General features: G+C 72.6%; 7 protein-coding genes. 5 read left to right on the top strand and 2 right to left on the bottom strand.

Annotation, left to right across the window (positions count from 1 at the left end):
• Nucleotides 1–18 precede the first annotated feature (18 nt).
• Complete coding sequence (locus ACZ44S_RS28130; protein WP_466933772.1) at nt 19–12411, bottom strand: type I polyketide synthase; 12393 nt, start codon at nt 12409–12411, stop codon at nt 19–21.
• A 362-nt stretch (nt 12412–12773) separates the two neighbouring features.
• Between ACZ44S_RS28130 and ACZ44S_RS28135 the strand changes: the two genes are divergently transcribed.
• From ACZ44S_RS28135 to nhaA, 5 genes are all read left to right on the top strand, one after another.
• Entirely contained in the window at nt 12774–14147 is a 1374-nt protein-coding gene (locus tag ACZ44S_RS28135) for an NDP-hexose 2,3-dehydratase family protein (RefSeq protein WP_466933774.1), read from the top strand.
• Nucleotides 14144–15142: a Gfo/Idh/MocA family protein gene (locus ACZ44S_RS28140; RefSeq protein WP_466933776.1), complete on the top strand. Its 999-nt coding sequence runs from the start codon at nt 14144–14146 to the stop codon at nt 15140–15142. The genes ACZ44S_RS28135 and ACZ44S_RS28140 overlap by 4 nt, the downstream gene beginning before the upstream one ends.
• Before the next feature lie 100 nt (nt 15143–15242).
• A complete protein-coding gene (locus ACZ44S_RS28145) occupies nt 15243–15863 on the top strand; it encodes a TetR/AcrR family transcriptional regulator (protein WP_466933778.1) in 621 nt (206 codons plus the stop codon).
• 51 nt (nt 15864–15914) lie between these two features.
• Complete coding sequence (locus ACZ44S_RS28150) at nt 15915–16670, top strand: VC0807 family protein (RefSeq protein WP_466933780.1); 756 nt, start codon at nt 15915–15917, stop codon at nt 16668–16670.
• Nucleotides 16671–16855: 185 nt separating this feature from the next.
• Nucleotides 16856–18733 (top strand): Na+/H+ antiporter NhaA, encoded by a 1878-nt coding sequence (gene nhaA, locus ACZ44S_RS28155; RefSeq protein ID WP_466933782.1) that lies wholly within the window; start codon nt 16856–16858, stop codon nt 18731–18733.
• A gap of 34 nt (nt 18734–18767) precedes the next feature.
• Here nhaA and ACZ44S_RS28160 read toward each other — a convergent pair whose 3' ends face one another.
• Nucleotides 18768–19709: an RNA polymerase sigma-70 factor gene (locus ACZ44S_RS28160; RefSeq protein ID WP_466933784.1), complete on the bottom strand. Its 942-nt coding sequence runs from the start codon at nt 19707–19709 to the stop codon at nt 18768–18770.
• Between the last annotated feature and the right edge of the window lie 15 nt (nt 19710–19724).

Genomic DNA, 19724 nt, shown 5'->3' on the forward strand with positions numbered 1-19724 from the left:
GTCGTGTCGGGGGACCGCTCAGGAGATCCCGAGTTCCTTGTCGATCAGGTCGAACATGTCCTGGTCGGAGGCGCCGACCAGTTCCTCGTCCACGGCCGCGGGGGCCGGCTCGTCGGTGGGTGCCGCCGCCCAGGTGTCGAGCAGGCCGCGCAGCGCGTCCGCGAGTTCCTTCCGGTCGGCGGGGTCGACGGTGGCGCGGTAGGCCGCTTCGACCTCCTTGAGCCGGGGGTCGAGCCCGGGGACGCCGTCGTCGGTGGGGAAGAGCTCCGCGTCCAGGTGGTCGGCGAGCGCCTTCGGTGTGGGATGGTCGAACACGAGGGTCGCGGAGAGCTTGGTGCCGAGGGCGGCGCCGAGCCGGTTGCGCAGTTCCACGGCGGTCAGCGAGTCGAACCCCATGTCGCGGAAGGCCTTTCCGGGCCTGACCGCCTTCGCCGACCCGGAACCGAGGACCGCTTCGACATGCGTCCGGATCAGCTCCGCCAACCGGCGCCCGCGCTTGGCCGGGGCCAGCGCGGCCAGCTCACCGCGCAGCCCGCTCGCCGCGCCGGACGCGTCCGCCGGCTGCCGGGCCTGGTCCTGGGCCTGTTGTGCCGCCAGCAGGGCCCGCACGTCCGGGACTTCCTCGATGAGCGGGCGGTGCCCGTGGGCGCAGTACGCCGCTACGAAGCGATCCCACCGGATGTCCGCCACGACGACGGTGGTGTCGTCCGCCGCCACCGACTCCCGCAGGGCGCGTACGGCGAGTCGCGGCTCCATGGCCGGCACACCACGCCGCAACAGCTGTTCCCCGACCTCGGCGTCGACCATTCCGCCGCCCGCCCACGCCCCCCAGGCGATCGCGGTGGCGGGCAGCCCCGCGGCCCGGCGGGCCTCGGCGAGGGCGTCCAGGTGAGCGTTGGCCGCGGCGTACGGTGCCTGACCGCCGTTGCCCCAGACGCCGGCGCCGGAAGAGAAGAGGACGAAGGCGTCCAACGCGCGTCCGGAGAGCAGCTCGTGCAGATTCCGGGCACCGACGACCTTGGCGTGCATCAGGTCGACTGCCTCGTCGGTGTCGACCTGGGTGAGCGGACGAGCCCGGTCGACGGAGCCCGCGGTGTGCACGACCGCCGTCAGCGGCGGTTCGGCGGGCAGCTCCTCCAGGAGCGCTGCCAGTGCGTCGCGGTCGGCCACGTCACAGGCGGAGATCGTCACCCGGCAGCCGAGGTCGGTCAATTCCTGGGCCAGTTCGGCCGCTCCGGGTGCGTCGGGGCCACGCCTGCTGGTCAGTACGAGGTGCTCCGCTCCCTCGCGGGCGAGATCCCGGGCCACGTGGGCGCCGAGGGCTCCCGTACCGCCGGTCACGAGCACCGTGCCGCGCGGCTTCCACACCGGCGTCGGGGCCGAGCCCGTGGCGGGGAGAGGGGCGCGCACCATGCGCCGGACGCGGATGCCGACGGACCCGCTCCGGAGCGCGAACTCGCTCTCCGAGCCGGAGCTTCCACCCGTGGCCAACAGCGTGGGCAGGTGGGTGAGCACGTCGGTGGAGCCGTCGGCCGGGAGGTCGACCAGACCGCCCGCCCGCTCGGAGTCGTCCAGCGCGGCCACCCGCAGCAGACCCCACACGGCAGCCTGCCCGGCGTTCGGCACCCCCTCGCCGTCGACCGGGACGGCTCCACGGGTCAGCGTCCACAGTCCGGCGCGCACCTCCGTGTCGGTCAGTGCCTGGCTCAACGCCATGGTGGCCAGCAGGCCCTTGGAGACACCGGGGCTGCGCTTGTCCGGTTCGTCGTCGAGCGCGAGCAGCGAGAGCACTCCGGTCGGCGTGGTGTCCAAGTGCGGCACAGCGGCTTCGAGCACTTCGGTGAGAACGACGCGGTCCGCCTGTTCGGGCACGGCAACGGGTACGACACGCGCCCCCGACTCCTCCAGCACACGGCGGGTCCGCACCGTGAGGTCGTCGCCGGATCGGGTCTCGGGTACGACGATCAGCCAGTCCCCCTCAAGGGGACGACGCTTGTCGGGAGCGGGGAAGGGCCTCCACACCACGCGGTAACGCCAGTTGTCGAGCAGGCTCCGCTCATGACGGGTGTGGCGCCAGGCCGCCAGTGCCGGGACGACGGCCTCCAGCCCCTCCTCGACGCCGAGCGTGCCGGCCAGCGCCTCCAGGTCCCCTTCCTCGACGGTCCGCCAGAACGCCTCCTCGACCGGGTCGGCGGCGACTGCCGGCTTCGGCGCATCCAGCCAGAAACGGCTGTGCTGGAAGGGGTAGGTGGGCAGGTCGACGATATGCGGGGACAGACCCTCGTAGGCAGGCGTCCAGTCGACGGGCACGCCTCCGGCCCACGCCTCGCCCAGGGAGAGGTGGAAGCGGTCCAGGCCGCCCTCACCCCGACGCAACGACCCGACCACCACCGCGTCCACGCCCGCGTCCTCGACGGTCTCTCCCACCGGAACGGTCAGCACCGGGTGCGGACTCATCTCCAGGAAGGCTCCGTGACCGGACTCCACCAGCCGCCGCACGACCGGCTCCAGCTGCACCGTCCGGCGCAGGTTGCGATACCAGTAACCCGCGTCCGTCCGAGCTGTGTCGAGCCACTCCCCCGTCACCGTCGACAGGAACGGCACCGACGGCTCCAACGCCACCACCGGCGCCAAAACCTCCGCCAACTCCGCCTCGATCGCCTCCACATGCGCGGAATGCGAGGCGTAATCCACATCGATCCGCCGCACCCGAATGCCGTGAGCGTCGGCGTGGGCGACCAACTCATCCAGTGCGTCGGCGTCACCGGACACCACCGTCGACGTCGGCCCGTTCACCGCCGCCACCGACACCCGCCCCGGCCACCGCGCCGCCAACTCCGCCGCGCCCTGCGCCGGCAAGGCCACCGACACCATGCCCCCACGACCGGCCAACGCCACGATCGCCCGCGACCGCAACGCCACCACCCGCGCACCATCCACCACACTCAACGCACCCGCCACCACCGCAGCAGCGATCTCACCCTGCGAATGCCCCACCACAGCAGCAGGCCTGACGCCATACGACTCCCACACCGCCGCAAGCGACACCATCACCGCCCACAACACCGGCTGCACCACATCCACCCGGTCCAGCCCCGGCGCACCCTCCACACCGCGAACCACGTCCACCAACGACCAGTCCACGAACCCACCCAACGCCTCGCCACACTCAGCGAACCGAGCCGCGAACACCGGACAGGCGTCGAGGAGCTCCACCGCCATCCCCACCCACTGCGCCCCCTGCCCCGGAAACACGAACACCGGAGAAGACGCGCCGGCCGACACCGAACCGGACACCACCGGCTCCCCCGCCACCACCACCGACCGACACTCGAACGCCGAACGCGACCGCCACAACGACCACGCCACATCCACCGGATCCGCGTCAGTGGACTGCAGACAGGCGGTCAGCCGGTCGACCTGGGCTGCCAGGGCCTCCTCGGTACGGGCGGAAACCAGGAAGGGCGGGACGGCTGCAGGCTCACGGTGCGGCGGACGCACGTCGGCGACTCGGCGTGGAGCCTCGACGATGACGTGGGCGTTGGTGCCGCTGATGCCGAAGGACGACACGCCGGCCCGACGCGGACGACCGTCACACTCCTCCCAGTCCCGCTCCCGCGCCAGCAACTCCACCGCACCCGAGGACCAGTCCACCAACGGCGACGGCCGCTCCGCCCGCAACGACCGGGGCAGCGTGCCATAACGCATCGCCTGCACCATCTTGATGACCCCGGCCATACCCGACGCCGCCTGCGCATGCCCGATGTTCGACTTCACCGACCCCAGCCACAACGGCCGTTCGCCCTCGCGCTCCTGGCCGTACGTGGCCAACAACGCCTGCGCCTCGATCGGATCTCCCAGCCTCGTCCCCGTGCCATGCGCCTCCACCACGTCCACGTCCGCAGCCGACAGCCCGGCATCCGCCAACGCCGCACGAATCACCCGCTGCTGCGAAGGACCGTTCGGAGCCGTCAAACCGTTCGACGCTCCGTCCTGATTGATCGCCGAACCCCGCACCACAGCAAGGACGTGATGCCCGTTCGCTACCGCGTCCGACAGACGCTCCAACAGCAGAACGCCCACGCCCTCGGACAGCGCGAAGCCGTCGGCCTCGGCGGAGAAGGGCTTGCAGCGGCCGTCGACGGCCAGGGCACGCTGCCGGCTGAAGGCGACGAACGGTCCCGGTCCCGACATCACCGTGGCCGCACCGGCCACCGCGAGTCGGCACTCCCCCGCGCGCAGGGCGCGGACGGCGAGGTGCAGGGCGACCAGGGACGAGGAACAGGCCGTGTCGACCGTCACCGCGGGGCCCTCCAGGCCCAACGCGTAGGCGATGCGCCCCGACGCCACACTCGCGGCCGCCCCTGTGGCGAGGTACCCCTCGTTGTCTCCTGACGCGGCGCGCAGCCGGGTGGCGTACTCCTGGTCGGTGAGGCCGACATAGACACCGGTGGTGCTGCCCCGGAGGCTCTTGGGGTCGATGCCCGCCCTCTCCAGGGTCTCCCAGGTGGTCTCCAGCAGCAGCCGCTGCTGCGGGTCCATCGCCGTCGCCTCACGCGGCGAGATGCCGAAGAACCCGGCGTCGAACTCGGCCGCCCCGTCGAGGAACCCACTCTCACGTACGTAGCTGGTGCCGAGGTGGTCGGGGTCGGCGTCATAGAGGGCGTCGAGGTCCCACCCACGGTCCGTGGGGAGCGGAGTGATGGCGTCCACGCCGTCGAGGACCAGGCGCCAGAGGTCGTCCGGTGTGCGCACTCCGCCGGGGAAGCGGCAGCCCATCGACACGATGGCGATCGGTTCGTCGTCGCCGAAATCCCGAGGGGACGCCGCGGCGGTGCTCTCCGTGCCGGGCTGTGCGTCCTCGTCTCCCCTGCCGTCGAACGCGAGGTCGTCGAGGCAGGCGGCGAGCGCGGAGACGGTCGGGTGGTCGAAGACGACGGTGGTGGGGAGCTTCAGGCCGGTCGCGCGGTGCAGTCGGTCGCGCAGGGCGACGGCGGTGAGGGAGTCGAATCCCAGTTCCTTGAACGCCGCCTCGGCGCTGACGGCCCCGGCGTCGGCGTGTCCCAGCGTGGCCGCCACATGGGTGCCGACGAGGGTGCGCAGTGCGGCCAGCCGGCGAGCGGGCGGAAGGCCGGTGAGTTCGCGGAGCGCGGCGGAGGTGCCGGCGGCGTCCCCGGCCTCGGCGTCGGCCGGTTCCGTCCGGGCGGCGGGCAGTTCGGCCAGGAGGGCGCTGCCGCGTACGGAAGTGAACACCTCGGCGAACCGGCGCCAGTCGACGTCGGCGACCGCCACGACGGTGTCGTCGTGATCGAGGGCCTGCTGGAGCCCCGTGATCGCGGTGCCCGGCTGGATGACGGGAACGCCCCTGCGGCGCAGGACGTCCTGGACGGACTCGGCGATCATCCCGCCGCCCGCCCAGGGACCCCAGGCCACGGAGAGCACGGGGGTGCCGTTGGCGCGCCGCCGCTCGGCGCAGGCGTCGAGGATCGCGTTCGCCGCGCCGTAGGCGGCGTGGTCGGCGACGCCCCACGTACCCGAGATGGACGAGAAGTAGACGACAGCATCCAGTTCGGTGTCGTCCAGTACCTCGTCGAGGTGGGTCGCGCCGAGCACCTTGCCCGAGAGGGTGGCGGCGAGATCCTCGACGTGGGCCTCCGCGATGGGGCCGAGCACGCTCACGCCGGCTGCGTGGACGACGGAGCGCACGGGTCCGCCCTCTGCGGCGAGGCCGTCCACCAGGCCGGCGAGGGCGTCGCGGTCGGCGATGTCGCAGGCGGCGACGGTGAGCCGCGTGCCGTGACCGGCGAGTTCGTCCCGCAGGTCGCCGAGGTGAGGGCCGTCGCCGCGGCGGCCGACGAGGACGACATGCTCCGCGCCGCGCCCGGACAGCCAGCGCGCGACATGGGCGCCGAGCGCTCCGGTACCGCCGGTCACCAGCACCGTGCCACGCGGCTTCCAGCCGCGCGGGGCCGCCTTGCCGCCCGTGGCCGCGTGGACGAGCCGGCGTCCGTGGGCAGTGCCGTCGCGGAGCGCCACCTGGTCCTCCACGGCGCCCGCCACGACGGTGTCCACCAGCAGGTCCGCGGCACGGTCGGCGTCGGCCGCCGGGAGGTCGACGAGGCCGCCCCATCGCTTGGGGTGCTCCAGGGCGGCGACCCTGCCGATGCCCCAGACGCCTGCCTGTTCGGGTGCGGTCGGCGCCTCGTCCCGGCCGACTCCGACGGCGCCCTGCGTCACGCACCACAGGGGCGCGTCGACCGACGCATCACCGAGTGCCTGTACGAGGGTGAGCGTTCCGGCCAGTCCGAGCCGGACCGCGGGGTGGCGCGGGTGAGGTCGTTCGTCAAGGGCAAGGAACGACAGCACCCCGGTCAACTCGGCCGACTCGGCAGCCGACGTGAGCAGGGCGCCGAGGGCGGTCCGGTCCAGGTCGCCGACGGCGGTCACGACGACCGCACGGGCGCCGCGCGCCTCCAATGCGGAGACCGTGTCGGCGACGACTCGGATGCCTTCCGGCACCTCGGGGACGACCAGCAGCCAGGTCCCGTCGGCCGAGGTTGCGGCGCGGGCAGGCAGGGGGCGCCACTCCGTGCGATACCTCCAGTTGTCGACGACTCCACGCGCATGGCGGGTGTGGCGCCAGGCCGCCAGTGCCGGGACGACGGCCTCCAGCCCCTCCTCGACGCCGAGCGTGCCGGCCAGCGCCTCCAGGTCCCCTTCCTCGACGGTCCGCCAGAACGCCTCCTCGGCAGGGTCGGCGCCCACCCGTGCCGTCGGCAGATCGAGCCAGAAGCGGCTGCGCTGGAAGGGGTAGGTGGGCAGGTCGACGATATGCGGGGACAAGCCCTCGTACGCGGGCGTCCAGTCGACGGGCACGCCTCCGGCCCACGCCTCGCCCAGGGAGAGGTGGAAGCGGTCCAGGCCACCCTCACCCCGACGCAACGACCCGACCACCACCGCCTCCGAACCCGCAGCCTCCACGGTCTCGGCGACCGGGACGGTCAGCACCGGGTGCGGACTCATCTCCAGAAACGCTCCGTGGCCTTCGGCGAGGAGCGTGGTGACGGCGGGTTCCAGCTGCACCGTCCGGCGCAGGTTGCGGTACCAGTAACCCGCGTCCGTCTGAGCTGTGTCGATCCACTCCCCCGTCACCGTCGACAGGAACGGCACCACCGGCTCCAACGCCACCACGGGCGCCAAAACCTCCGCCAACTCCGCCTCGATCGCCTCCACATGCGCGGAATGCGAGGCGTAGTCCACATCGATCCGCCGCACCCGAATGTGGTGAGCGTCGGCGTGGGCGACCAGCTCGTCCAGTGCGTCGGCGTCACCGGACACCACCGTCGACGTCGGCCCGTTCACCGCCGCCACCGACACCCGCCCCGGCCACCGCGCCGCCAACTCCTCCGCGCCCTGCGCCGGCAAGGCCACCGACACCATGCCCCCACGCCCGGCCAACGCCACGATCGCCCGCGACCGCAACGCCACCACCCGCGCACCATCCGCCACACTCAACGCACCCGCCACCACCGCAGCGGCGATCTCACCCTGCGAATGCCCCACCACGGCGGCGGGCCTGACGCCGTAGGACTCCCACACCGCCGCGAGCGACACCATCACCGCCCACAACACCGGCTGCACCACATCCACCCGGTCCAGCCCCGGCACACCCTCCACACCCCGGACCACGTCCACCAACGACCAGTCCACGAACCCACCCAACGCCTCGGCGCACTCAGCGAACCGAGCCGCGAACACCGGACAGGTGTCGAGGAGCTCCACCGCCATCCCCACCCACTGCGCCCCCTGCCCCGGGAACACAAATACCGGAGAAGACGCGCCAGCCGACACCGAACCGGACACCACCGGCTCCCCCGCCACCACCACCGACCGACACTCGAACGCCGAACGCGACCGCCACAACGACCACGCCACATCCACCGCGTCGTACGAGTCGGCCCCGGCGGCGAACTCCCGGAGGCGCGCTTCCTGTTCGGCGAGCGCTGCCGGAGTGCGGGCAGAGACGAGCCAGGGCAGGGTGATGTCGACGTCGCGCCGGCCGATGGCCGGGGTGTCGGCCGTGGCCGGGGCTTCAAGGATGACGTGGGCGTTGGTGCCGCTGATGCCGAAGGACGACACGCCGGCCCGACGCGGACGACCGTCGCACTCCTCCCAGTCCCGCTCCCGCGCCAGCAACTCCACCGCACCCGAGGACCAGTCCACCAACGGCGACGGCCGCTCCGCCCGCAACGACCGGGGCAGCGTGCCATAACGCATCGCCTGCACCATCTTGATGACCCCGGCCATACCCGACGCCGCCTGCGCATGCCCGATGTTCGACTTCACCGACCCCAGCCACAACGGCCGGTCACCCTCGCGCTCCTGACCGTACGTGGCCAACAACGCCTGCGCCTCGATCGGATCTCCCAGCCTCGTCCCCGTACCGTGCGCCTCCACCACGTCCACGTCCGCAGCCGACAGCCCGGCATCCGCCAACGCCCCGCGAATGACCCGCTGTTGGGACAGACCATTGGGAGCCGTGAGGCCGTTGGACGCACCGTCCTGATTGATCGCCGAACCCCGCACCACAGCAAGGACCTGATGGCCGTTCGCCTCCGCGTCCGACAGACGCTCCAACAGCAGAACGCCCACACCTTCCGCCCAGTTGGTGCCGTCCGCATCGGCGGAGAAGGGCTTGCAGCGGCCGTCGGCCGCCAGTCCCCGCTGGCGGCCGAACTCGACGAACATGCCAGGTCCGGACATCACGGTGGCGCCGGCGGCGATGGCCAGCGAGCATTCGCCGGAGCGCAGGGCGCGGACGGCGAGGTGCAGGGCGACCAGGGACGAGGAACAGGCCGTGTCGACCGTCACCGCGGGGCCCTCCAATCCCAACGCGTAGGCGATGCGCCCCGACGCCACACTCACCGTCGTGCCGGTGAGGAGGTGCCCCTCGACGTCTTCTTCCGCTTCGTGCAGGCGGGGTCCGTACTCGGGTGCGGTGGCGCCGACGAAGACGCCGGTGGCGCCGGCGGGCAGGCTGTGCGGGTCGATCCCCGCCCGTTCGACGGTCTCCCAGGTGGTCTCCAGCAGCAGCCGCTGCTGCGGGTCCATCGCCGTCGCCTCACGCGGCGAGATGCCGAAGAAGGCGGCGTCGAACTCGGCCGCGTCGTGCAGGAATCCGCCCTCGCGGACGTAGGTGGTGCCGGTCCGGGCGGGGTCGGCGTCGTAGAGCGCGTCGAGGTCCCAGCCTCGGTCGGTGGGGAACGCGGAGACCGCGTCGGCCCCCTCGCTGATCAGACGCCACAGGTCGTCCGGGGTGCGCACGCCACCGGGGAAGCGGCAGCCCATCGACACGATGGCGATCGGTTCGTCGTCGGGATCACGGCGGGTCAGGGGTGTGCCGTCGGTGGGCGCGGGGGCGGTGAGGTGCGCGGCGAGGCGTTCGGGCGTCGGATACTCGTAGACGGCCGTCGCGGGGAGTCGGGCGCCGGAGAGGGTGTTGATCCGGTCGCGCAGTTCGACGGCGGTGACGGAGTCGGCGCCGAGTTCCTTGAAGGTCCGCCCCGGGTCGACCCGCGTGGGGCCGTCGTAGCCGAGGACGACCGCGGTGGACTCGCGGACCAGGCGGAGCGCACCCTCGTGGTCGAGCACGGCGTCGGTGGGTCCGGTGACAGCAGGGGCGGGGCCCTCGGCGGCCGGTGCGACCGGGGTGCCGGCCGTGCCCGCCGGCAGGTGCCCGCCGGTGTCGGTGATCCAATGGCGGCGGCGCTGGAACGCGTAGGTGGGCAGGGAGACCCGGCGGGGGTTGAGCCCCGCGAAGGCGGGGGTCCAGTCGACGTCGGCGCCTGCGGTCCACAGGGTGCCCAGCGAGGTCTGGAAGCGGGCGGGGCCGCCCTCGCCGCGGCGCAGGGTTCCGGTGACGACGGCCTGGCGGGCGTCCGCGGTGGACTCGACGGTCTCCTGTACCGGGCCGGTGAGCACGGGGTGCGGGCTGACCTCGACGAAGGCGCCGTGGCCGGCGCGGGTGAGGGCGCGGACGGCCGGTTCGAGGAGCACCGGGTTGCGGAGGTTGTCGTACCAGTACCGGGCGTCGGTGTCCGCGCCGTCGAGCCAGTCGCCGGTGACGGTGGAGAGGAAGGGCACCTCGGGCCGGCGCGGGACGATCGTGGCGAGGCGGCGGAGCATCTCGTCGCGGACGGGTTCGACGTGCGGTGAGTGGGAGGCGTAGTCGATGCCGACGCGGCGGGCGCGGATGTTCTCGTGCTCGGCGGTGGCGAGGATGTCGGTGACGGTGCCGATGTCGGCGGAGACGACGGTGGAGGCGGGGCCGTTGAGGGCGGCGACGGTGACGCGGTCGCCCCAGCGCGCGGCGAAGTCGCGCGCCTCCTGTTCGGCGAGGGCGAGCGAGACCATGCCGCTGCGGCCTTCGAGGGGGACGAGGATCCTGCTGCGCAGGGCGACGACCAGGGCGGCGTCCTCCAGGGACAGGGCGCCGGCGACACAGGCGGCGGCGATCTCGCCCTGGGAGTGTCCGACGACGGCGGCGGGCCGGACGCCGTGCGACTGCCAGAGGGCGGCCAGGGAGACCATGACGGCCCACAGGACGGGCTGTACGACGTCGGAGCGGTCCAGGGGCGGGGCGTCCGGGTCGCCGCGCAGCACGGCGGCGAGGTTCCAGTCGACGTGCGGGGCGAGGGCGTCACCGCATGCGGCGAGACGGGCGGCGAAGGCGGGTGCGGTGGCGAGGAGTTCGGCGGCCATGCCGGCCCACTGACTGCCCTGGCCGGGGAAGACGAACACGGGCCGGTGGATGTCTCCGGTGACCGGGCCGCCCGGAACGGCGGTGGCGAGGCCGCCGAGCAGGGTGGCACGGTCGGCTCCCACGGCCAGGGCGCGGTGCGCGAGGGGGGTGCGGGTGGTGAGCAGGGACCACGCGGTGTCGACGGGGTCGGCGTCGGTGGCGCGGACGTGTGCGGCGAGGCGGTCGGCCTGGGCGCGGAGTGCGTCGGGGTCCGCGGCGGACAGCAGCCAGGGGACGGTGGCGGGGGCGGCCCGGTGTTCCTGCCGCGGGGGCCTGTCGGCGGCGGGGGGCTCTTCGAGGACGAGGTGGGCGTTGGTGCCGCCCATGCCGAAGGAGGAGACGCCGGCGCGCAGCGGGGTGTCGGGGACGTCCGGGGTCCACGCGGTGGTCTCGCGCTGGACGCGCAGTCCGAGGGCGTCGAGGTCGATGGCCGGGTGGGGTTCCCGGTGGTTGAGGCTGGGCACCAGCCGGCGGTGGGAGAGGCACAGCACGGTCTTGAGGAGCCCGGCGATGCCGGCGGCCCCTTCGAGGTGGCCGATGTTGGTCTTCACCGAGCCGACGGCGAGCGGGGTGCGGCGGCCCTCGGCGGTGCCCAGGACGGCGCCGAGGGCCGTTGCCTCGACGGGGTCGCCGACGCGGGTGCCGGTGCCGTGGAGTTCGACGTAGCCGATGCCGGCCGGGTCGAGGCCGGCGCGCTGGACGGCGGTGCGCAGGACGGCCGCCTGGGCGTCGGCGTCCGGGGTGGTGATGCTCGCGCCGGTACCGTCGTTGTTGAGGGCGCCGCCGCGGATCACGGCGTGGATGCGGTCGCCGTCGGCGAGGGCGCGGGACAGCGGCTTCAGCACGACGAGTCCGCCGCCCTCGCCCCGGACGTAGCCGTTGGCGCGGGCGTCGAAGGTGTGGCAGGCGCCGTCCGGGGAGAGCGCGCCGAACCCGGCGGCCGCCAGGGAGCTCTCGGGGCTCAGGTTGAGGTGGACGCCTCCGGCGAGGGCGAGTTCGCAGTCGCCGGCGCGCAGGCTGTCGCAGGCCAGCTGCACTGCGGTGAGGGAGGAGGACTGGGCGCTGTCGACGGTCATACTGGGGCCGCGGGTGCCGAGCGCGTAGGACAGCCGGTTGGCGATGAGGGAGCGGTTGAGGCCGGTCAGGGTGTGGTGTCCCGGGCCCTGTCCGGAGGCGCGGACCACGTCGGCGTAGTCGCAGGTGTCCGCGCCGAGGAAGACGGCGGTGGCGCGCGGGGCGTCGGCGACGGGGATACCCGCGTGTTCCAGGGCCTCCCAGCCGAGTTCCAGGGCGAGTCGGGCCTGCGGGTCCATGGCGTCGGCCTCGCGGGGCGAGATGCCGAAGAACGCGGCGTCGAAGTCGGCGGGAGCGGTGATGTAGCCGCCGCGCAGGGGGGCGGTGCCGCCGTGCGGGGTGGGCCAGCCGGCGGCGGGTACGCCCGTGCGGCGGTCCTCGGGGAGGTCGGTGACGGCGCTGCGGCCCTCGGTGAGCAGGTCCCAGAACGCGGCCGGGTCGTCGGCCCCCGGGAGCCGGCACGCGAGGCCGACCACGGCCACGGGCTCGTGGCCCGGGGCGCTGTTCCGGACGTCGGTGGGCACCGGCTCGTTCATCGATGGCACTCCAGATACCGAGGGCGGGAGGGAGGGGAGCGATGCACACGTTCGCACGCGGGCGGGAGCCGTCCGGGGCCCGGAGGAAACGCTCTAGGGGAATCTCTAGGCACGTCGTGGCCTTGGGCGACGGCGTCGGCCGGGGCGCTGTTTCCGTGCGTCCGGCGGGGAGCGGCGGCGGATCATAATCAGCGGGAGGAGCGTCCGCAAGGGGTGGTGATCTAGGCGAATGCCGGAACTCCGGCGGGCACCCTGGGAGGGCGGCGATCGGCTGTGCGTCCTTCCGCGCGGTCGCCTGTGGGGCACCGGTCCGGCGGACCGTGTGCGACGTCGCGTTCCCGACTCGAAAGAAGGGCGGATCCATGACTCCGACGACCGCGCTCGCGTCGTCGCGCGGCGAGGAGGCCGGCACGCCGGCGGCGCTGGCCGTGTCGGCGGCGGCCGACGGCGGTGTGCTGAGCGACGCGGAGGTCGCCGCATGGCTGGAGGACCGGCGCCGCACCCAGCCCCAGCGGGTGGAGCGGGTGCCGTTCGCCGAGCTGGACGGCTGGCGGTTCGAGGAGGGCAGCGGCGACCTGCGCCACACGAGCGGCGGCTTCTTCGCGGTGCACGGGCTGCGGGTCCGCTCGGACTTCGGCCCGGTGTCCGCGTGGGAGCAGCCCGTCATCGACCAGCGGGAGATCGGGATCCTGGGCATCGCCGTGCGGGACTTCGACGGCGTTCCGCACCTGCTCATGCAGGCGAAGTCGGAGCCGGGGAACGTGAACGGGATGCAGGTCTCCCCGACCGTGCAGGCGACACGCAGCAACTACATGCGGGTGCACGGCGGTTCGGCGGTGAAGTACCTGGACTGTTTCCGCCGGCCCGCACCGGGCTCGGTGGTGGCGGACGTGCTGCAGTCGGAGCAGGGATCCTGGTTCCTGGGCAAGAGGAACCGGAACATGATCGTGCGGGTCGGTCCCGAGGTGGAGGCCGACGAGGACTTCGCCTGGCTGACGCTGCGTCAGGTGAACATGCTGCTGCGGCAGGACAACGTCGTGAACATGGACGCGCGTACCGTACTGTCCTGCCTGCCGGACTGGCGGGAGGACGTCACCGGGCCGGCCGCGTCACTGCACACGGACACCGAGATCCGCAGCTGGATCACCCGGCGCCGCGCCGAGCACGAGGTGAGGGTGACGCCGATCGGGCTCGCGGAGACCAGGGACTGGGACCGTGACCCGTACCGCGTGTCCCATGTCAGCGGGCGCCACTTCAGTGTCGTGGCCGTCGACGTCGTCTCCGGGCGGCGCGAGGTGGCCGCGTGGTCCCAGCCGCTGGTCGAGCCGCACGGCACGGGCACGGCGGCGCTGTTCGTCCGGCGGGTGAACGGCGTACCGCACGTGCTGCTGCGGGCACGCGCGGAGGCCGGGTTCCTGTCCGTGGTCGAGCTCGGTCCGACGGTGCAGTGCACCGAGGAGAACTACGCGGACCTGCCGCCCGCCGCGCTGCCGCCGTATCTGGACGAGGTGCGCGGGCGACGCGACGCGGCCGTGTACGACGTGCTGCTGTCGGAGGAGGGCGGTCGGTTCCTCAACGCCCAGAGCCGCTACATGATCATTGAGGTGGACGACATCCCTCCGGTCTCCGACGAGTTCCGCTGGGTGTCGCTGCGTCAGGTCGACGAGCTGCTGCGCTACGGCCACCATCTGAACGTGCAGGCCCGCACTCTGATCGCCGCGTGGAGGTCCCTGTGACGGCGCCCACGGTCCGGCCGCTGCGTCTGGGAGCGATCGGCACGTCGTCGATCGCCCGGCGGCGGGTGCTGCCGACCGTGACACGGATGCCGCAGTGGGACCTGGTGGCCGTGGCCGGCCGTACGGCCAAGAAGGCGGCCCTGTTCGCCGAGCACTTCGGGTGCGCGGCCGAGGACGACGCCGAGTCGCTGCTGGCCCGGCCCGACATCGACGCGGTGTATGTGTCGACCCCGACGGCCCTGCATCACGCGTGGGCCGAACGAGCGCTGCGTGCGGGCAAGCACGTGCTGGTGGAGAAGCCGATCGGGACCACCGCCGAGGAGGCGCGCTCACTGTGCGCCCTGGCGGCGGAACGGGGCCTGACGCTGCGTGAGAACTTCATGTTCCTGCACCATCCGCAGCACACGAGAGTGCGTGAGCTGGTGGCCGGGGGCCGGCTGGGGCGGCCTGCCGCCTTCCGGGCCGCGTTCTGCATACCGCCGCTGCCCGACGACGACATCCGCTACGACGCCCGCCTGGGCGGTGGTGCACTGCTCGACGTCGGGGTGTACCCGTTGCGGGCCGCCGCGCTGCTGCTCGGGCCGGGGATCGAGGTGGCCGGTGCGTCCCTGCGCACCCGGGCCCGGGACGGACTCGAACTGTCGGGGCAGGTGTTGCTCGTCTCGCCGTCGGGGGTGCTGGCGGAGCTGGCCTTCGGCTTCGAGCACGCCTACGCGTCGACGTACACGGTGTGGGGCGACCGGGGGCGGCTGACGGTGACGCGCGCCTTCACCCCGCCGCCCGCCCACCAACCGCTGCTGGTCCTGGAGGAACAGGACCGCGAGGAGCGGCTCACCCTTCCCGCAGCGGACCAACTGATGCTGCTGCTGGAGGAGTTCGCCACCTCCGTGCGCACGGGCGAAGAAGCCGCCGCCGCGCCGCACGCCGCGTCCGTCGCCACGATGGAACTGGTGGAAGCGATCCGCACCACGGCACGACGGGTCGAGGTGTGCTGACAGACAAGGAGCCGCGAGGTGAACGGGGACGGATCTCCACGTGGCCACGGACTCTCGGACTTTAGGAAAAACCCGATCATGATCCGGCTAATCTGAGGCCATGATGGCCAGGACAGCCAATCCGAACAACCGGACCTTCACGCAGAATGCACGGCGGGCACAGATAGTTCAGGCGGCTATCGAGACACTCGCCGAATCCGGATACGCAAAGACGTCGTTCACGAGAATCTCCCGGCAGGCCCAACTGAGCAGTACCGGGATGATCTCGTACCACTTCTCCGGCAAACCCGAGCTGTTCGCGGAAGTCGCCAACACCATAGTCGAGAAGGCCGAAAGAATAGCGGGCGCGCGCATGGGTGACGAGCACACCTATCGCGGCAAGCTCAGCGCGTACATCGCGTCGAGTTTTGAATTCGTCGCCCGCTATCCGGTGCACACACAGGCTCTGACAGAGATCACCAGAATGGTGCGGGACCAGCAGATCACCGGGCTGGAGAGCGTCGAGCGCAGCATCATGTCGGTGGAGCGGCTCGTCTCCCTGCTCGAACAGGGCCACAAGGCGGGTGAGTTCGCCAGTTTCGACTGTTTCACCATGGCTCTGGCCGTGCGCGGCGCCATCGACAGCGTTCTGGGCCACCACCTGCGCCACATGGCGATGGACCTCGACCGGTGTTCCCGCGAGCTGGCCGACATGTTCGACCGCTGCACCCAGTCCGCGTAGCAACGGCATCGGACGGCAAGCCGTCAGTCCCTCACCCCGGGAGCACACCGCATGACCTCCCCCACCCCCGGCTCCGAGCCCACGGCTCCCTCCCCGGGGCATCCCCCGACGACTCCCCCCACCACGTCCGCGACCCCCTCATCACGCTGGGGGTTCGTGATCACCGTCGTCTGCGACATCGTGCTGCCCGTCGGGCTCTACTACGGCCTCCGCGCGGCCGGTGCCGGCGAGATGACGGCCTTGCTGCTCAGCGGATCCGCGCCCGCGCTGCACACACTGCACAGTGCGATACGCCACCGCAAACTGGACTCCATCGGCGTCTTCACGGTCGCCCTGCTGGTGGTGAGCGCGCTGGCCTCACTGCTGACCTCGGATCCCCGTATCGCCCTGGCCCGCAACGGCCTGTTCACCGCTCTGGCCGGTGTCTGGCTGCTGATCACCCTGTTCACCGCGCGCCCCTTCACCTACCAGGCGCTGCGCACGCTGATGCCCGGACGGTCGGCGAAACTGGAGCAGCTGTGGGAGTCGGACGCCGCCTTCCGGCGCGTGTGGCGGGGCCTGACCACGTTGTGGGCCGTCGGCCTGCTGTGCGACGCGCTCCTGCGGGTGATCATGGCGTACACCCTGCCCGTGGACACCGTCCCGGCGCTGGACGGCGTCCTGTACGCGGTCTCCTGGATCCTCCTCCAGGTGATCACGCAGATCATCCTGTTCCGGTCGCACACCCTGACCAAGATCCTGGGCGAGCGCGGGCCGGGACGACGCCCCTTCGCCCCGGCCGCCCGGCAGCCGGAAGCGGGCGACTGACCCCTCCCCCGCCCGGCGCCCCGCGTGACCTGAACGGCGCAAGGATCGGTGTCCCGGGGCGCTTGGACCCGCTCCGGGCGCAACGATCGGACCGATGAGAGGGAGACACCGCTGGAACGGAACGCGCCGCGCACGCGGGCCCGTGCCCCACCCCGGTGACGCCGACGGGCCGGCAAGGGGAGCCTGTGACACGTACGAAGAACGACCGGTCCTCCCAGACGCGGGCCGGGCGACGCTCACTGGCCGGCCAGCTCTCCGACCGGGTGCGCTCCTACCTGGCCACCGAGGCGGGCAGCGCCGGCCTGCTGCTGGTCGCGGTCGTGGTGGCCCTGGCGTGGGCCAACTCGCCCTGGTCGGCCGCCTACACCTCCCTGTGGTCGACCGAGTTGTCCCTGTCGCTCGGCAACGCCGACCTCTCCATGGACCTGAGCCACTGGGTCAGCGACGGCCTGATGGCCCTGTTCTTCTTCGTCATCGGCCTGGAGGTCCGCTACGAGATCTCGGTCGGCGCGCTGTCCGGCCGCGACCGCATCATGCTCCCGGCCCTGGCGGGAATCGGCGGGATGGTCGTGCCCACGGCGATCTACCTCGTGATGGCACCCGCGGGCGAAGCGGCCGGCGGCTGGGGCACGGTCATCGGCACCGACACGGCCTTCATGCTCGGGGCGCTCGCCGTGGTGGGACCCCGGTTCGTCACTCAACTGCGTGTCTTCCTGCTGGCCATCACCGTCATCGACGACATCGTGGCGGTCAGCGTCATCGGCCTGGTCTACTCCGACACGGTCCATCTGCTGCCGCTGCTGGAGGCGCTGGCGCTCTGTGCGGCCCTGGCCCTGCTGACGCGTCTCGGTGCCTGGCGGACGGCCCCGTACGTGCTGCTCGTCATCGCCCTGTGGCTCGCCACCCTCGCGGCCGGTCTGCACGCGTCCATCGCGGGCATGCTCGGCGGCCTCCTCATCCCCGCCCATGCCCCCGTGCCCGAGGTCCTGGACCGTGCCACCCGGCTCTTCCGCGCCTTCCGCCAGTCGCCGCGGGCCGACGTGGGGCTTTCGGCGCGCCTGGGGCTGCAACGCGCGGTGTCGGTCAACGAGCGGCTGCAGCTCATGCTGCATCCCTGGGCGAGTTACGTCGTCGTCCCGTTGTTCGCCCTCGCCAGTGCCGGCATCGACCTGCGCGGGGGCGTCCTGGGAAACGCCCTGGCCTCCTGGCTGACCTGGGCCGTCGTCGTCGGCCTGGTGGTCGGCAAGCTCGTGGGCGTCTGGGGCGGGGCCTACCTCGGCACCCGTTTCGGGCTCGGGAAGCTTCCGAAAGGGGTGGGGCCCGGCCATGTGGTGGGCGGTGCCGTACTGTCCGGGATCGGCTTCACCGTCTCCCTGCTGATCGTCGGACTCGCCTTCGAGGACTCGGCGCTGCGCGCCCAGGCGACCGTCGGCGTCCTGGTCGCGGCCGTCCTCGCCACGGTCCTGGGCTGGCTGGCGTTCCATCTCGCCGCGGTGCTGCGCGGCGAGACGGACGCGGACCTGCCGCGTTTCCTCGACCGTCCGGTCGACCCGGACACGGACCACATCGCCGGCCCTGTGGACGCACCCCTCACCCTGGTGGAGTACGGCGACTTCGAATGCCCCTACTGCGCCCGCGCCACGGGAGTCACCCACGAACTGCGGCAACGCTTCGGCGACCGGCTCCGCTACGTCTTCCGGCACCTGCCGCTCCCCGACGTCCACCCGCACGCCGTGCTCGCCGCCCGGGCGGCCGTCGCCGCCGGCGCGCAGGGACGCTTCTGGGAGATGCACGACCTGCTCTACAGGCATCAGGACAGGCTGGAGTTCGAGGACATCGCCGCCTACGCCATCGAGCTGGGCCTCGACATCGAGCGGTTCCTCGACGCCATCGACGACGAGGGGACCGCCGAACGGGTACGCGCCGACACGGCCAGTGCGGAGGCCAGCGGGGCCCTGGGCACCCCGACCTTCTTCGTCGGCGACCGCCGCCACACCGGGCCGTACGACGCGGAGACACTCGCCCGCGAGCTCGAGGCGTCCGGGGCCGACCCCCCGTCCTGAGCCCGCCGTGACCGGCGTCCGCGGTGTGCCGCGCTCAGCGGCGCAGGCTGGTCTCCCGCTCCATGTGGGACAGCTTCTGGGGGTTGCGCACGGCGTAGAGGCCGGTGACGAGGCCGTCGTCGAAGCGCATCGTCAGGACGCTGTCGAGCGCGCCGTCGAGCCGGAGGACCAGCGCCGGGTGCCCGTTGACCACCGCCGGCCGCAGCGACAGCTCGCCGGAAACCCTGCCCAGTCCGCCCGCCAGCAGCCGGGCCACCTTGTCGGCCCCCACCACGGGCCGCAGGACGGCCTGCTTGATGCCCCCGCCGTCACCCAGCAGGACGACATCGGGCGCGAGGACGTCGAAGAGCCCTTGCAGGTCGCCCGTCTCCACCGCCCGCCGGAACGCCTCGAGGGCCTCCCGGGTCCGCGCCGGGGAGGCGACCCCGCGGGGCCGGCGTGCCCCCACATGGGCCCGCGCCCGATGCGCGATCTGGCGGACGGCGGCCGGCGACTTGCCGACGGCGTCGGCGATCTCGTCGTACGGAAGGTCGAACACCTCCCGCAGGACGAACACCGCCCGCTCGGTCGGTGTGAGCGTCTCCAGCACCAGCAGCATCGCCGTCGACACGCTCTCGGCGAGTTCCACGTCGTCGGCCACGTCGGGCGCGGTGAGCAGCGGCTCGGGCAGCCAGGAACCGACGTAGGACTCCTTGCGGCGGCCCAGCGTGCGCAGCCTGCTGAGCGCCTGCCGGGTGGCGATCCGCACGAGGTACGCCCGCTGGTCCCGCACCGCGCCGAGGTCGACGCCCGACCAGCGCAGCCAGGTCTCCTGCAGGACGTCCTCCGCGTCGGCCGCCGAGCCGAGCATCTCGTAGGCGACGGTGAACAGCAGGTTGCGGTGGGTGAGGAACGCGTCGGTCGCGGGATCCGTACGCCCGCCCCCGGCGGACGGCACGGCCGCGGTCCCGTCGCCTTCGCTGTACTCGCTGGTCACGGCTGCTCCCACCTG

It is taken from the genome of Streptomyces malachitofuscus, assembly GCF_055571035.1.

What these genes read in the sequence shown, in the direction of transcription:
- ACZ44S_RS28130 (WP_466933772.1), bottom strand. Translation starts at nt 12,411, where the DNA reads ATGAACGAGCCGGTGCCCACCGACGTCCGGAACAGCGCCCCGGGCCAC.
- ACZ44S_RS28145 (WP_466933778.1), top strand. Translation starts at nt 15,243, where the DNA reads ATGATGGCCAGGACAGCCAATCCGAACAACCGGACCTTCACGCAGAAT.
- ACZ44S_RS28135 (WP_466933774.1), top strand. Translation starts at nt 12,774, where the DNA reads ATGACTCCGACGACCGCGCTCGCGTCGTCGCGCGGCGAGGAGGCCGGC.
- ACZ44S_RS28150 (WP_466933780.1), top strand. Translation starts at nt 15,915, where the DNA reads ATGACCTCCCCCACCCCCGGCTCCGAGCCCACGGCTCCCTCCCCGGGG.